At 60.6% G+C, this 16,535-nt stretch carries 4 protein-coding genes; all 4 read left to right on the top strand.

All coding sequences use genetic code 11. From position 1 onward, the window contains the following. Positions 1-842: 842 nt before the first annotated feature. The 4 genes from ACOTZP_RS04390 to ACOTZP_RS04375 all read left to right on the top strand — a co-directional run bounded on the left by ACOTZP_RS04390 (position 843) and on the right by ACOTZP_RS04375 (position 16,497). Complete coding sequence (locus ACOTZP_RS04390; protein ID WP_271075450.1) at positions 843-11,642, top strand: BapA/Bap/LapF family large adhesin; 10,800 nt, start codon at positions 843-845, stop codon at positions 11,640-11,642. Between the two features lie 82 nt (positions 11,643-11,724). Continuing rightward, positions 11,725-13,128, top strand: a complete 1,404-nt coding sequence (locus tag ACOTZP_RS04385; RefSeq protein ID WP_022649108.1) for a TolC family outer membrane protein — start codon at positions 11,725-11,727, stop codon at positions 13,126-13,128. Then, positions 13,125-15,317, top strand: coding sequence for a type I secretion system permease/ATPase (locus tag ACOTZP_RS04380; protein WP_045308440.1), 2,193 nt, complete (start codon positions 13,125-13,127; stop codon positions 15,315-15,317). Before ACOTZP_RS04385 ends, ACOTZP_RS04380 begins: the two co-directional genes overlap by 4 nt. Further along, positions 15,298-16,497 carry an HlyD family efflux transporter periplasmic adaptor subunit gene (locus ACOTZP_RS04375; protein ID WP_022649110.1) on the top strand — a complete coding sequence of 400 codons (1,200 nt, stop codon included), beginning with the start codon at positions 15,298-15,300 and terminating at the stop codon, positions 16,495-16,497. The genes ACOTZP_RS04380 and ACOTZP_RS04375 overlap by 20 nt, the downstream gene beginning before the upstream one ends. The last annotated feature ends 38 nt before the right edge of the window (positions 16,498-16,535 follow it).

The following is a 16,535-nucleotide window of genomic DNA, read 5'->3' as shown; positions in this document are numbered from 1 at the left end:
TGAGCATCAACGACAGCACATCATTACCATGGAAAATGACAACGGACACGATGGGCAGGACTTCACACAAGGATGGAACCTTAAAAATGTACAGACCAATAGTTGTTATCCTCTTTATTCTTTTGACATTAGCCGCCCTCGTGGAAATCGGCATAATTTCTTTAGGCTAATACCGATAGCCTCTGAAAGGCCTCGCTTGCGGCTTTTTATTTATTAAACATGAGAAGAAAATACGTAATTTTTTTGAGTAGCAGAAATTAACCCGCCCGTAAAATATATTTTATAAATGAGAGAGTTTTAAATATATCATACACCAGATATTTTACCCTAACTTAAACTACAATTAAGCAGCAATTAAACCTAACCAAAATTAGATATTTATCGCATATTATAATTATTAATATCGCCCCACCAGCACCGTTTTAAGGGTTGCAACTTTTACGCCAAAACCCTTTATCCACGCGCCCTCATAGCTAACGAAATATATTCACGCTATCAATTAATCCCCCCTGCAATAGCCGCGTTGGGTTTACGAACACTTAATTTGCGTATTCAGACATTTATAGCTATATCATTTTTATAACGAAATAATTTAATACCTGCACAAATAATAAGGCTTATAAATCGCAAACATATAAATAAACAACTATTTCCTGTGTAAATAATTAGCTTTGCCCTGAGGTTGCCACTTTTAATCCTGGCGGGCATCGGTCGCGCTAAAGAAAGTAACGGTAAATCCTGTTTATTAAACAGTATTTTCGCCGGGAGCGCGTTCATCCCTTCAGAAACGATGGCTTTGTTTGACACGCCGTAACCAATCACTCTGCTGGAGTAATAACTGTATGAGCCAAATATCTGTTATATCTAAATTAACTGGCGTGGAAACGACCACGGAAGGGACACAGATAACACTCGATCACTCCTCAATCGTTAAGCTTAACGTGGATCGAGCCAACATCGCAGATTACTCCCGCAGCGGAAACGATCTGGTGATTACCCTCAATTCGGGCGAAGTGATTACTCTCAAGAATTTCTACGTCACTGATGCGCAGGGCGTAAGCCAGCTGGTGCTTGAAGAGAGTGACGGAGCGCTGTGGTGGATTGAAGATCCAACCGGTGCCGCGACCTATGAATCCATCGCCTCCACCGATGCATTACTGGCGGCGTCAGGGAGTGATGCCGGCGGCGCCGCTGCGTGGCCCTGGGTGCTGGGTGGCCTGGCCGCCGCAGGTGGGATTGCTATTGCGGCGGGAACCGGCGGTGGAGGTGGCGGAGATGACGATAACAACAACCCGAATCCCGGTAATCCGGGAAATCCTTCCGAACCTGATACTACGCCTCCGAATGCTCCCACTAATCTTCAGGTCTCACCTGACGGCAAAACCGTAACAGGTACGGCTGAACCGGGCAGCACGATTACCCTTAAAGATGCCGATGGCAACACCATTGGAACGGGCAAGGTCGGCAGCGACGGCAAATTTACTATCGATCTCGGTACGCCGCTCACCAACGGGGAGCAGATCACCGCCACGGCCACCGACCCGTCCGGCAATACCAGCCAGGGTGGTCAGGTCACAGCACCGGATCTCACCGCGCCGGATGCACCTGCCAATCTGGAGGTTTCGCCTGACGGCAAAACCGTGTCCGGTACGGCTGAGCCGGGCAGCACCGTGACACTGAAAGATGCCGATGGCAACACCATCGGAACGGGCAAGGCTGGCAGCGACGGGAAATTTACTATCGATCTCGGTACGCCGCTCACCAACGGGGAGCAGATCACCGCCACCGCCACCGATCCGTCCGGCAATACCAGCCCGGGCGTTCAGGTCACGGCACCGGATTCAACCGCGCCGGCTGCCCCCGAGATTGTCACCGTCAATGATAACGTGGGCACCGAAGCGGGCCCGCTGAGCAACGGACAACGCACGGACGATGCACGCCCGACGTTCAGCGGCATCAGTGAAGCTGGCACCGTTATTACCTTCTATGACAACGGCAAGCCGATCGGCACCGCCACGGCCGATGCTACCGGGAAATGGAGCTTTACGCCGTCGACCAACCTGTCTGAAGGAAACCACGCCATTACCACCACCGCGACCGATGCGGCAGGCAACCAGAGCGGCCTGTCTCAGCCGATCAGCTTTACCGTCGATCTTACGCCGCCAGACATGCCGGAGGCGACGCTCAATTCGACAGGCACGCAAATCACCGGTACTGCCGAGCCGGGCAGTAAAATTGTCATCACCAACAACGCCGGGGTGCAAATCGGGACCGCCACTGCCGACAGCAACGGCAACTACATCGCCAACCTGAACCCTGCACAAGTGAACGGCGAGATCATCTCCGTGGTCGCCTCCGATGCCGCAGGCAACCAGAGTTCCCCGGCGCTGGTTAACGCAGCGGACATCACCGCGCCTGCCGCACCGGGTAACCTGGTGGTGGCGGAAGACGGGGCAAGCGTCAGCGGAACCGCCGAGCCAAACAGCACGATTATTATTAAAGCGCCGGACGGTACGATCATCGGCCAGGCCACCGCCGGTCCGGACGGCACCTTTACCATCCCGATTTCGCCAGCCCAGACCAACGGCGAAGCCCTTGAAGTGACGGCCACCGACGGTAGCGGCAACACCAGTCCGTCCGGCTTTGCCGACGCGCCAGACAGCACGCCACCGCTGGCACCGGAAAACGTGGTGATCTCTGCCGACGGCACCACGGTAACCGGTACAGCCGAGCCGGGCAGCACCGTCACCATTCGTGAAAATGGCGTTAAGGTCGGGGAAGCGGTCGCCGACGATCAGGGTAATTTCAGCGTTGATCTGATCCCGCCGAAAGCCAACGGCGAAGCCCTGACCGCAGATGCCACCGATACCGCCGGAAACACCGGCCCGACCGCGCCGTTTGACGCGCCGGACATCACCGCGGCACAAACCCCGGTCATCACAGGCGTGGAGGATGATGCGCTCGACGTCACCGGTCCTGTCAGCCAGAACGGTCTCACCAACGACAAAACCCCGACCATCAACGGAACGGGCGAGCCCGGCACGACGATCACCCTCTACAGCGGCACCACTGAAATCGGCACCGCGGTGGTTGGGCCTGACGGCCAGTGGTCCATCACGCTGGAAACGGATCTTCCCGACGGCGGGCACGTGCTGACGGCGACGGCGGTTGACGCCAACAATAACCTCAGCGGGACATCGAACACCTGGAGCATCACGGTGGATACCGCCGCGCCGGGCGCTCCAGCCATTACGCAGGTCATTGATGACGTACCGGGCCGCACGGGGCCGCTCGACAACAACCAAATCACCAACGACACGCTCCCGACGCTGAACGGTACCGGCGAGCCGGGCTCCACCGTGACGATCCGCCTGGACGGACAGGATATTGGTACTGCCATTGTGAACAACGGTGGCGCATGGACCTTCACGCCCACTACCGCATTAGGGAACGGGCAGCATACGTTCACCGTCGTCGCGAGCGATGCGGCCGGCAACACCAGCGCATCATCACCCGGCTTTACCTTTACCGTCGATACCACTCCGCCACCGGCAGCCACCCTTGACACCGTCTCCGATAACATCGGCACTGTGCAGGTTCCGCTTAACAGCGGGGATACTACCGATGACACGCTGCCGCAGCTGCAGGGAACCGCACCGGAAGGCACCACCATCACTATCTATGACGGGACCACCCTGCTCGGCACGGCCGTGCTTGACGGCAGCGGCGGCTGGAGCTTTACGCCAACCACGCCGCTGACGGACGGCCCGCATTCGCTGACGGTCCACGCGACGGATGAGGCGGGTAATACCACCATCTCGCCACCGTTTGAGCTGGCGATCGACACGACCGCGCCTGCAACGCCGGATATTCCTGAGATCACCGTGAACCCGGACGGCGCCACACCGGGGACGGCTCTGAATCCTGGGGAGACCACCCGCGATACCACACCAACCCTGAGCGGCTCGGGCACGCCGGGAGATACCGTAAGCATTTACGATGGCGCAACCAAAATAGGTGAAGCCGAGATCGATGGCGACGGTAACTGGAGCTGGACACCGGAAGATCCGCTCCCTGACGGCACCTACGATCTCTCCCTGACGGTGACCAATCAGGACAGCGCCGGGAACGAAAGCGCACCGTCCACGCCAGTGACCATTACCATTGATACCGACGCGCCGGGCCAGCCGGGGATCCCGACAGTTACAGACAGCGTAAGCCAGATCACCGGGCCAGTGGACAACGGCGGAACCACCAACGATCCGCGCCCGGTACTGAGCGGCACCGGTACGCCGAATGACGTCATTACCATCTATGACCAGGTGGGTACAGGCGAGCCGCAGGCCGTGGGCAGCGTCACGGTGGACGGTAGCGGTAACTGGAGCTGGCGTCCTGAGAGCAACATTGGCGAAGGGACGCACCAATACACGGCGACCGCCACCGATGAAGCCGGCAATGAATCTCTGCCATCAACCGGTATCACGATAACGGTCGACACCCTCGCCCCGGATACCCCGCTCATCGGTTCCATTGGCGGCGCTCAGAATGGAGGCTCAACCAACGATAACACACCTGTCATTGGCGGAGGCGGCACGACCGGCGAAACGGTGATTATCTACAACAACGGCGTGGAAGTGGATCGCGTTGAAATCGCCAATGGCGAGTGGTCATACACCCTGCCAACACAAACCGATGGTCCGCTGAATATCACCGTCGCCGCGGTGGACGACGCGGGTAACCTGAGCCCGGTCAGCCCGGTCTTTAGCGTGACGGTCGATACGCAGGCACCGACCGTGCCGCAAATTGACGCCGTCTCTGACAGCCAACTGACCAACAGCGTGCTTTACACCCGCGACGGTACCCCAACCCTCACCGGGATTGGCGAGCCGGGTTCGAGCGTAACCGTTTCTGTAGATGGCACGCCGTCTCCGGTGGTCGTGGTGGTTCAGCCGAACGGGACATGGTCCTGGACAGCCGACCCCGCGCTTGCGGAAGGGCCGCATACCTTCTCGGTTGCCGCAAGTGACGCGGCGGGGAGTACCTCCGCCAGCTCCGGCGATCTCAGCGTGACGGTGGATACGCTGCTTCCTGCAACGCCAACCAATATCACCATTGCCGCAGAGGGCACGCCGCTGACCGGTACGGCAGATGACGGAACCACGGTGACGGTGCGTGACGCCGGCGGCAATATCATCGGAACCGGGGTCGCGACGGGAGGCATCTTCTCCATCGCCCTCTCCCCGGCCCAACTGGATCCCGCGACGCTGACGCTGTTCGCCACGGACGCCGCAGGTAATGCAAGCCCGACAACCACCTTTGACGTACCGGACTCCCCGCTTATTCTGCCAGCGGTGCCGGTGATTACGGCAATCAACGATGACGCCGATCCCGTCACTGGCGATGTGAAAGATAAAACCACCAATGACACCACGCCTACCCTTACCGGCACCGCCGATCCGGGTAGCGTCATCACCATTTATCTGGATGGGGCGCTGGTTCCGCTGACCGAAATTGTTGCGGATACAGACGGCAACTGGAGCTACACGCCGCTGCTGCCGCTCGCGGAAGGCCCACACACCTTCGCCGTCACCGCCACAAACACCACCACCGGCGCGACCAGCGGGCAGTCGCCGATCGCGACCGTCACCGTCGACCTCACCGATCCGACCGCACCAGCCATCGGTGCGGTGACCGATGACGTAGGCCCGGTCACCGGCCCAATCGCTGACGGGCAGAGCACCAACGACAACCGTCCTACTCTGACCGGAACAGGCACGGCCGGGGACACCATTACGGTGTACGATGACGGCGACCCGCTGGGCACCGTTGTTGTCGGTCCGACCGGCACCTGGAGCTACACGCCGCCTGCGCTGGACGACGGCAGCCACACCCTGACCGTGACCGCCACCGACCCGGCAGGCAATGAGAGCGCCCCGTCGGCCGGGATCACCATCGTTGTCGACACCGTCTCTACCACGCCGGTGATTACCAGCGTGACGGATAACGCAGGCAATGCGGCAACGCCTGTCCCAAGCGGCGATCCAACCAACGACACTACGCCAACCCTGACCGGTAGCGCCGAGCCGAACAGCGTCGTCGCCATTTTTGATGGCGCTACGCAAATTGGTACGGTGGCAGCAGACGGCACCGGCGCCTGGACATTTACCCCTGAAACCGCCCTCGGCGAAGGGACGCATGACTTTACCGTCAGAGCGACGGATCCGCAGGGCAACGTCAGCCAGCCGTCAAACGCCTGGAGCGTCGAAATCGATCTGACTGCGCCACAGGTGCCGACGATCGTTACGGTCAGCGACAACGCCCCGGGAGGCGCAACCGGCCCGCTTACCGCCGGACAGGTGACCAATGACACCACGCCAACCCTCAGCGGCACCGGCCAGGCGGGTACCATCATTCACGTGCTGAATAACGGCGTGGAGATTGGCACCACCACGGTCGACGGCAGCGGCAACTGGACCTTTACGCCGGATCCGGTACTGACGGACGGGACGTATAACCTGCGCGTTAACGCCAGCGATGATGTCGGAAACGTCTCCGCCAACTCGCCAGTGTTCGCCTTTACGGTGGATACCGCCGGGCCTGCGGCCCCGGTGGTTACCACGGTAATAGACGATGTCAGCCCGGGAACGGGAACCCTCGCCAGCGACGGCTCCACGAATGACACACGTCCAACCTTCAACGGTACGGGGGAAGTGGGCGCAACGGTACACGTTATTGTCGATGATGTGGAAATCGGCACGGCGGTCGTCAACGCCCAGGGTAACTGGACCTTCACGCCGACCACTGAACTGGGCGAAGGGCCGCACGTTATTACCTTCAACGCCACCGATGCCGCAGGCAATACCGGGGTCACCTCACCACCGTTCAACCTGACGGTGGATACCTCGGTGCCCGAGGCACCGGTCTTTACCCCGGCCACTGACGATGCTGGTACCGTGCTGGGCCCGGTCGCCTCGGGACAAAGCACAGACGACACCACGCCAACACTGAACGGCACCGCGGCGGCCAACGCGACCATCACCATTTATGAAAGTGGCCGTGAAGTGGGTACCGCCGTGGCGGACGCAAACGGCGTATGGAGCTTTACCACCGGTACGCTGGCAAACGGCAGCCACACCTGGACCGCCACGGTAACCGATGCCGCGGGCAACGTCAGCCCTGCCTCACCAGGCTTTACGCTGGTGGTAGATACGGCTGCGCCTGTCGCGCCGGTTATCACCCAGGCGATTGACGACGTTGGCACCATCACCGGGGCAATAGGTTCCGGCCAGACCACCAACGATCCTCTCCCGCGTCTGGTGGGGACCAGCGAGCCGCTGGCCACCGTGAATATTTATGAGGGCACCACGCTGGTGGGCACCGGTACTGCCGATGCCGATGGCAACTGGACCGTCGATATCACCGTGCCGCTGGACAGTGGGTCACACACCTTTACCGCAGAAGCAACGGATCAGGCGGGTAACACCAGCACGTCGTCCGCCGACTTCAGCCTGACCATTGACACCACGCCGCCAGCGCTGCCGGTGCTGACCAGCATCACCGATGATGTCGGTAACGCCGCTGCGCCTGTCGCCAACGGCGGGTTAACCAACGACGCGCGGCCAACGATCACCGGTACGGCAGAAGCCGGCGCAACGGTCACCATCTTTGATAATGGGGTACAGATTGGCACCGCAGTCGCCACCGGCGGCGCGTGGAGCTTTACGCCTTCCACCCCGCTGGCTGACGGGCCGCATAATCTGACCTTCTCCGCCACCGACGCGGTGGGCAACGCCAGCGCGCAGACCGGCGGTTACACCATTAATGTGGATGCCACCGCCCCTGTCGTACCGGCAATCACCTCGATTGAGGATGATGTGGGGACCGTCACCGGACCTGTCTCCGGCACCAACCCAACCAACGACACCCGTCCGACCTTAAACGGTACGGCAGAAGCCAATGCCACCGTACGTATTTACGACGGCACGACGCTGGTGGGGACCGTCACTGCCGATGCCAACGGCAACTGGACGCTGCCGCAAACCAGCACCACGCTGACGGAAGGCGCGCATAACTTCACCGCAACCGCCACCGATGCCGCGGGCAATACCAGCGTGGCTTCACCGATTATCACGATTAACGTTGACCTGACGCCGCCACCAGCCCCAACCGGGCTGGCGGTGATCACCAACGGGACGCAGGTCACCGGTACAGCAGAAGCGGGAAGCACCGTCACCATCACCAGCAGCACCGGAACCGTGCTTGGAACGGCCGTCGCGGACGGTAGCGGAAGCTTCAGCGCCACCATCACCCCTGCACAGACCGCCGGTGAATCCCTGATCGTCTTTGCTACCGATAAGGCCGGTAACGCGGGTATCACCACCTCCGTGATTGCCCCGATCACCACAATCCCGAACGCGCCTGTTATCGCTAATATTGACGATAACGTTGGCACGGTGACGGGCAACCTGACCAACGGGAATACCACCGATGACACCACGCCAACCCTGAGCGGCACGGCACAGCCGAACACGACCATCACCCTCTATAACAACGGGGTGCTGATGGGCACGGTCACCGCGAATGCCAGCGGCAACTGGAGCTTCACCACGCCGGTGCTGAGTGAAGGCCCGCATGCCTTCACCGCCACGGCGAGCAACGGCTCGGGCACCAGCCCGATTTCCACGTCGACCACCGTCATTGTCGATCTCACTGCGCCAACGGCTCCAACCGGGACCTTCAACGCAGACGGCAGCGTATTGACCGGTAGCGCTGAAGCGGGCAGCACCGTCACCATCCGCCTGGCGGATAATTCAACGGTCACCGCCACGGCGGACAGCAACGGTTCCTGGAGCTACACCTTCCTCAATAAACAGACGGAAGGTCAGACGCTGCAAATCACCGCCACCGATGCGGCAGGCAACGTTTCGCTGCCCGGCTCAGCCCTTGCGCCGGTGGTGCCGCTCTCTGCCAGCACCAACGCTGAAGAACTGGCGCTCACGACCACCGCCACGGTGACCAATTCGCAGTACAGCGACTATGGTTTCCTGCTGGTAGGCGCCTTAGGTAACGTGCTGACGCTGCTCGGCAACGACACCGCGCAGGTAGGTTTCACCGTCGGCAACGGCGGCAGTGCGGATATTGCAGTGAACGCCAACGCCACGGGTGCCGTTCTTTCCCTGCTCAATACCCTTGAGCTGGTGGTACAGCGCTTCGACGCCGCCAATAATACCTGGACTACCGTGGTCGATACCGGGCAGCCGCAGTTCGCTGACCTGTTGACCCTCGGCGCGACGGGGGTGTCGCTGAACCTGACCGGGCTGGCGAATGGTCAGTATCGCGTCCTGAGCTACAACACTAACCTGCTGGCAACCGGCTCTTACACCAGCCTCGATGTGGCGGTGAAAGAGACCAGCGCAGGCACCGTGTCCGGCGAGACCAGCGTTGTCGGGAACGTCATCACTGACGTGGATCCAACCGCAGGCAGCGACAACGCCCCGGCGGGCACCACCGTCACTACGGTCACCAACGCCCAGGGCACCACCACCAGCGTTACGGCTGACGGCACGGTGATTCAGGGGCAATACGGCACGCTGACCATCAACCTGGACGGCAGCTATACCTATAACCTGACCAACACCAGCGCCGCCGTCATTGGCCGCACGGAGAACTTTACCTACACCATCACCCATAACGGCACCAGCGCCTCGGCAAATCTGGTTCTGTCGCTGGGCGAAGGCACTACCAGCAGCGGGATCGTGGCCGTGGACGATACCGCCTCGCTGACCTTCGACACCACCGTGGAGGCGATCAACAACGGCACCTCGTCGCAGGGCGGCTTTACCCTGGTGGGGATCAACCTTGGCAATACCCTGGGGCTGAACCTGCTGGACGATCTGGCCAACCCGATCATCTATAACGTGGAAGAAGGCACCACCCGCACCATGACCGTTCAGGCGTCCGTGGGCGGCGTCGCGCTGGCCTCGGTGTTCGACCTCTACATCTATAAGTTCAACAATGCGACGCAGACCTTCGAGCAGATGCGCGTTGAACCCGGCTGGCTGCGCGCGCCGCTGCTGGGCGGCACTTCCCCGCAGCTGACGTTGAACCTGCCCGCTGGCGAGTACCTGTTCCTGCTCAATACGGCGGCGGGGATCACCGCGCTGACGGCCTACACGCTGAACGTCTTGCAGGATCATGTCTACAGCGTGGCAAGCGTGAGCGAGAGCACGACCGGGGATGTGCTGGCGGATGATATTGCGCCAGCAGGTACCGTGGTCTCCGACGTTAACGGCGTGGCGGTGAACAGCAGCGGCCTGACGGAGATCACCGGCGAGTACGGTACGCTGCGGATCAACGCAGCCGGGGAGTACACTTACACCCTGGACAGCGGAGTCGGCGCTGACAGCATCAGCACCCCAGATACCTTCGTCTACACCATCACCGCGCCGAACGGCTCGAAAGACACGGCATCGCTGAACATCACCCCGACCGCGCAGCCAATGGATGCGGTGAACGATGTCAGCACGGCGATGGACGTGAACTCGGTGCACCGCACCGCCGCATACTCGGATACCACCGTCGGGTCGGCGAGCTGGAACGCCGCGTTGCTTGCCTCAACCCAGGGCAGCGGGAGCGGGACCTTCGTGGTGGATCCTAATACTGCACTGCATAACGTGGTTCTGTCGTTTAACGTCGCCTCGCTGCTGACCCTTACCGGGTTAACGGTCGACTGGACGCTGACCAACGGCACCACCACCCTCAGATCCGGCTCATTTAACGGCGGGCTGCTGCTGGGCGGCAGGGCGACGATCAACCTGACGGGCCTCGATCTGGAAGCGGGAACCTATACGCTGAACTATACCGGCAGAATGGGACCGCTGGGGGTGGGAAATATCACCGTTACCCCAAGCGTCACCGGGACCAGCTACTCCCTGTCGCAGTTTGACGCCACGGGCACCCACACCGTTGACGGCAATATCTTCGACGGCACCGGCTCCGCGGGCGCGATGGACCAGCTGCACTCGGTCGATACCCGTCTCAGCATTACCGGCTACGACGGCGTAACCACCACGCTGGATCCTTACACCGGCAGCACGCAGGTAAACATCACGGGTCACTACGGCACGCTGGCGATTGCCGCAGACGGCAGTTACACCTACACACTCAACCCGGGGATATCGTTCTCTACCATCACCAGCAAGGAGGTCTTTAACTACACCCTGACCGACGCCAACGGCACCCGGGATACCGCCTCGCTGACCATCAATATGGCACCGAAATTTGTCAGTTCGGAACATAACGATGTGATTAGCGGCACGGCCTACGGCGACACGCTGATTTATCAGGTGTTGAACACTACGGCGGGTAACGCCACCGCAGGTAACAGCACGGGTGACCACTGGACGAACTTCTCCCTGTCGCAGGGAGACAAGATCGACATTGGCGATCTGCTGGTGGGCTGGAACGGTAGTGCGTCGACGCTGGGGAACTATGTCTCTGTTTCACAAAGCGGTAACAATACTGTGATCTCCATCGACCGTGACGGCACGGGAGCCGCCTACACTAAATCTACGCTCGTTACGCTGGACAACGTTCAGACCACCTACGACGAGCTTGTAAACCAGCAACACATCATTACCTGATAGCACCTGCAAGAAATGACCCGGGCGCGCACAGCGCCCGGGCATAAACAAAAAAGCAGTACTTTTTTATTAGGGACAAGACATGGGAAAGAAGATGCCTTACTGGTGGCTCTCGTGCTGCCTGATATCTGTGCCCGCTATCGCGGCAAACCCTGCGGCGATGATTAATACCGGACAATTAAGCGAAACGCAGGAACTCCCCTCTTTAAATGGCCGCGTGGCGCCCGTAGCCAGCAAAGCCGCCCCCGGCACGCTACAGCTGGATGAAGCCGTAAACCGCGCCGTGACCTGGCATCCGGCCATCAGTGAAGCCGTCGGCAAACTTTATCAGCAGAGCGAAAATGTGGACGTCGCCAAATCGAAATATTATCCGCAAATTAACGCCGGCATGGATAACGGCTATAGCCACGACGGCGACGATAATGGCTTTACCCCCTCGCTGGTGCTTTCTCTTTCGCAAATGCTTTACGACTTCGGCAAAGTCGCAAGCCAGGTGCGCGCCGAAAACGCGGGCGTCGCCCAGCAGCAGGCCAACGTACTGGTGAGCATCGACACTATCGCCCACGATACCGCCATCGCTATGGTGCAGGTGCAGACCTGGCAGCAGATGGTCGAGACCGCTAAAGAACAGCTGGACGCCCTGACCTCCATCGGCACACTGACGAAGCTGCGTAATGACGAAGGCGCCACGTCGCTCTCTGACGTGGTGCAGACCGATGCCCGTATCGAAGGCGCGCGAGCGCAGCTGATGCAGTATCAGGCCAGCCTCGACAGCTCACGCGCCACGCTGATGAGCATGCTGGGCTGGGACGGCCTGAACGCGGTCAGCAATGAATTTCCGCAAAGTCTGGCCCGCAGCTGCGATATTGCCGAGCCGGACGATCGCCTGGTACCCTCGGTTTTAGCGGCCTGGGCGCAGGCCAACGTCGCGCAGGCCAATCTCGACTATGCCAACGCGCAGATGACCCCTACCGTCTCGCTGGAGCCGGAAGTCCGCCACTATCTTAACGACCGCTACTCAGGCAACGAAACGCGGGACCGCACCCAGTACTCCGCGTGGGTAAAAGTGCAGATGCCGCTCTATCAGGGCGGCGGCCTCACCGCCCGGCGTAACGCCGCCGGACACGCGGTGGAATCGGCCCAGTCCACCATTCAGCGCACCCGTCTTGAGGTGCGGCAAAAACTGCTGGAAGCGCGCAGCCAGGTGATGAGCCTGATGAGCACGCTTCAGATCCAGGGCCGCCAGGAAGCACTCAGCGCCCGTACCCGCGAGCTGTATCAGCAGCAGTATCTCGATCTTGGTTCCCGCCCGCTGCTCGACGTGCTCAACGCCGAGCAGGAGGTGTATCAGGCGCGCTTTACCCAGCAGCAAACCGCCGGACAGCTCCGCCAGCTTCAGCTGAACTGTCTCTACCAAACCGGGCGCATACGTCAGGCGTTCGATCTTGAAAACCGCACCATCCAGACCGTGGAGATCCAGCCATGAAGCAACGCGATATTCCGCAAGGTGAAAACATGACGGATGAGGCGCTGGAGCAGTGGGCGCAGGCGTTTGGCTATGTGGCGACGCGCTATCGCGTTGCCTGCTCGCCAGGCTCGCTGATCGCGGGCGCGCCGTGGCTGAAAGGCAAACCGATGGTGCCCGCGCTGACGCAGCTCGCCCGTGAAGCCGGGCTGACGTTCCAGCTGCTGACGGCCGATCAGCACGCCATCAACAGCTGGCGTCTGCCGGTGGTGGTAGAGCTGAACGACGGTAAAATCGGCGTGATCGACAATTTCGACGGCGAGGATACGCTTGAGGTCAGCTTTTTCGACGACAGCACGCACACCAACCGCCTGTCGATGAGCGCGATGCTGCCTGCCATCCGCCACGTCATCGCCCTGCGTCCGCTGGCGGCGCTGAAGGACAGCCGCGTGGACGCCTATATCTCAAAATACCGCCCGGACTGGCTCTACCGGCTGGTGATGCGCGACCTTCGCCCTTACAGCTGGGTGATGCTGGCGGCGCTGTTTATCAACGTGCTCTCCCTCTCCGGCATTGTCTTTTCCATGCAGGTGTATGACCGGGTGATCCCCGCCCAGTCCTACCCGACGCTCTACGTACTGACCATTGGGGTACTGATCGCCACGCTGTTTGGTTTTGTGCTGCGCGTGGCGCGCGGGCACATTATGGATCTGCTGGGCAAACGCTCGGATATGCGCGTCTCGGATCGGGTCTTCGGCCACGCGCTGCGGCTACGCCACAGCGCCATTCCGCGCTCCACCGGCAGCTTTATCTCCCAGCTGCGCGAGCTGGAGCAGATCCGCGAGATGGTCACCTCCTCCACCATTTCCACCATCGTCGATCTGCCGTTCTTTATCCTGTTTGTGATTGTGCTGGCGATCATCGCCCCGCAGCTGGCGTGGATCGCCCCGGTGGCGGCGGTGATTATGGTCCTGCCTGGCCTGCTGCTGCAAAAGAAGCTGGCGGAGCTGGCGAAGCAGTCGGCGCATGAATCTACCCTGCGCAACGCGGTGCTGGTGGAGAGCGTGCAGGGGCTGGAGGACATCAAGCTGATGCAGGCGGAGAACCGCTTTTTGCAGCAGTGGAACAGCTATATCCAGATCACCGCCGAATCCGGCCTGCGCACCCGCGAACTGACGCAGAACCTGATCAGCTGGGGGATGACCATTCAGAGCCTGGTCTATGCCGGGGTGATCGTGGTGGGCGCGCCGATGGTGATCGACGGCACCTTAACCACCGGTTCGGTGGTGGCCGCCTCGATGCTCGCCTCACGGATGATCGCCCCGATGGCGACGCTGTGCGGCGTGCTGGCCCGCTGGCAGCAGGTGAAGGCGGCCAAAGAGGGACTGGACAGCATTATGCAGTTGCCGACCGAGAACCAGCGCGAAGAGACGCCGATCCGCCAGGACGTGCTGCGCGGCCACTATCTTTTCGAGCAGGCGCAGTTCCGCTATCACCCGGAAGATCCCCGCATGGCGCTGCGCATTAACCGCCTGGAGATCAAAGCGGGCGAAAAAGTGGCGATCCTCGGGCGCAACGGCGCGGGCAAATCAACCCTGTTGCAGGCGATGGCGGGCGGGATGGATCTGGCGGGCGGTGAACTGCGGCTCGACAACCTCAGCCTGCCGCATCTGGACGTGGCTGACGTGCGGAGAAACGTCGGCTTTATGACCCAAAACGCCCGGCTGTTTTACGGCACCCTGCGCGAGAACATCACGCTCGGCATGCCGCGCGCCACCGATGAAGAGATCTTCGAGGTGCTGGAGATGTGCGGCGCGGCCAGCTTTGTGCAGAAGCTGCCAAAGGGGCTGGATTACCCGATTATGGAAAATGGCGTCGGGCTGTCCGGCGGGCAGCGGCAGTCTATTCTGCTGGCGCGGATGCTGCTGCGCGACCCGAATATCGTGCTGATGGATGAACCGACCGCCTCCCTTGATGAACATACCGAGCGGGAATTTATTCAACGTCTCGGGGCGTGGCTCGGCAACCGCACGCTGGTTGTCGCGACCCACCGCGTGCCGGTACTGGAGCTGGTGGAGCGCGTGGTGGTACTCAAAGATGGCATGCTGGTGATGGACGCGCCAAAAGCGCAGGCGCTGAACAACAGCCGTATGCAGCAACAGCAGCAGGCAACCGGACGGGAGTGGAATAATGAAAATCAATCAGCGTGACGTTGCCGCAGTAGAAGATCTGGATAACGCGCTCGACTCCGAAAGCGGTTATACCGGTGCCCGGCGCATCGTTTTCTTCTCCCTGCTGATGTTTGTGGTGCTCGGCGTCTGGGCGTGGTTCGGGGTGCTGGATGAAGTCTCAACCGGCACCGGAAAAGTGATCCCCAGTTCACGCGAGCAGGTATTGCAGTCGCTGGATGGGGGGATCCTCACCGAGCTGAACGTACACGAAGGGGATCAGGTGCAGGCCGGACAGGTGCTGGCGCGGCTGGATCCTACCCGCTCGGAATCTAACGTCGGCGAAAGCGCGGCGCGTTACCGCGCGTCGCTGGCCTCCAGCGTGCGCCTGTACGCCGAGGTGAACGATCTCCCGCTGAAATTCCCGCCTTCCCTGGCGAAATGGACCGACCTGACCGCCGCAGAAACGCGGCTTTACAACTCTCGCCGCGCCCAGCTGGAGGATACGCAGCGTGAACTTCGCTCCGCGTTAGCGCTCGCCAATAAAGAACTGGCGATCACTCAACGGCTGGTGAAAACCGGTGCCGCCAGCCACGTGGAAGTGCTGCGCCTGCAACGGCAGAAAAGCGACCTGGAGCTGAAGCTCACCGACGTGCGTTCCCAGTATTACGTGCAGGCCCGTGAAGCGCTGTCTAAGGCCAACGCCGAGGTGGATATGGTGTCAGCGATCCTGAAAGGCCGCGAGGATTCCGTTACCCGCCTGACGGTGAAGTCGCCGGTGCGCGGGATCGTGAAAAACATCAAGGTGACCACCATCGGCGGCGTCATACCGCCCAACGGCGAGTTAATGGAGATTGTGCCGGTGGACGATCACCTGCTGATTGAAACCCGCCTCTCGCCCCGGGATATCGCCTTTATCCATCCTAATCAGGAGGCGCTGGTGAAAATCACCGCCTACGATTACGCGATTTACGGCGGGCTGCACGGAGTGGTGGAGACCATTTCGCCGGACACCATTCAGGACGAAGCGAAGCCGGAGGTGTTCTACTACCGTGTATTCATTCGCACCAGCCAGGATTATCTGGTGAACAAGGCGGGCAGGCACTTTTCGATTGTGCCGGGGATGATTGCGACGGTGGATATTAAGACCGGGGAGAAAACGGTGCTGGATTATCTGATTAAGCCGTTTAACCGGGCGAAGGAGGCGCTGAGGGAGCGGTAGTCAAACGCCGGGTGGCGGCTTCGCCTTACCCGGCCTAC

The sequence above is a fragment of the Enterobacter cloacae complex sp. SYL001 genome, from assembly GCF_049237025.1.
Classification (GTDB): Bacteria; Pseudomonadota; Gammaproteobacteria; order Enterobacterales; family Enterobacteriaceae; genus Enterobacter; species Enterobacter intestinihominis.
Note: the sequence above shows the minus strand (reverse complement) of the source record. Positions and strands in the feature narration are given on the sequence as shown.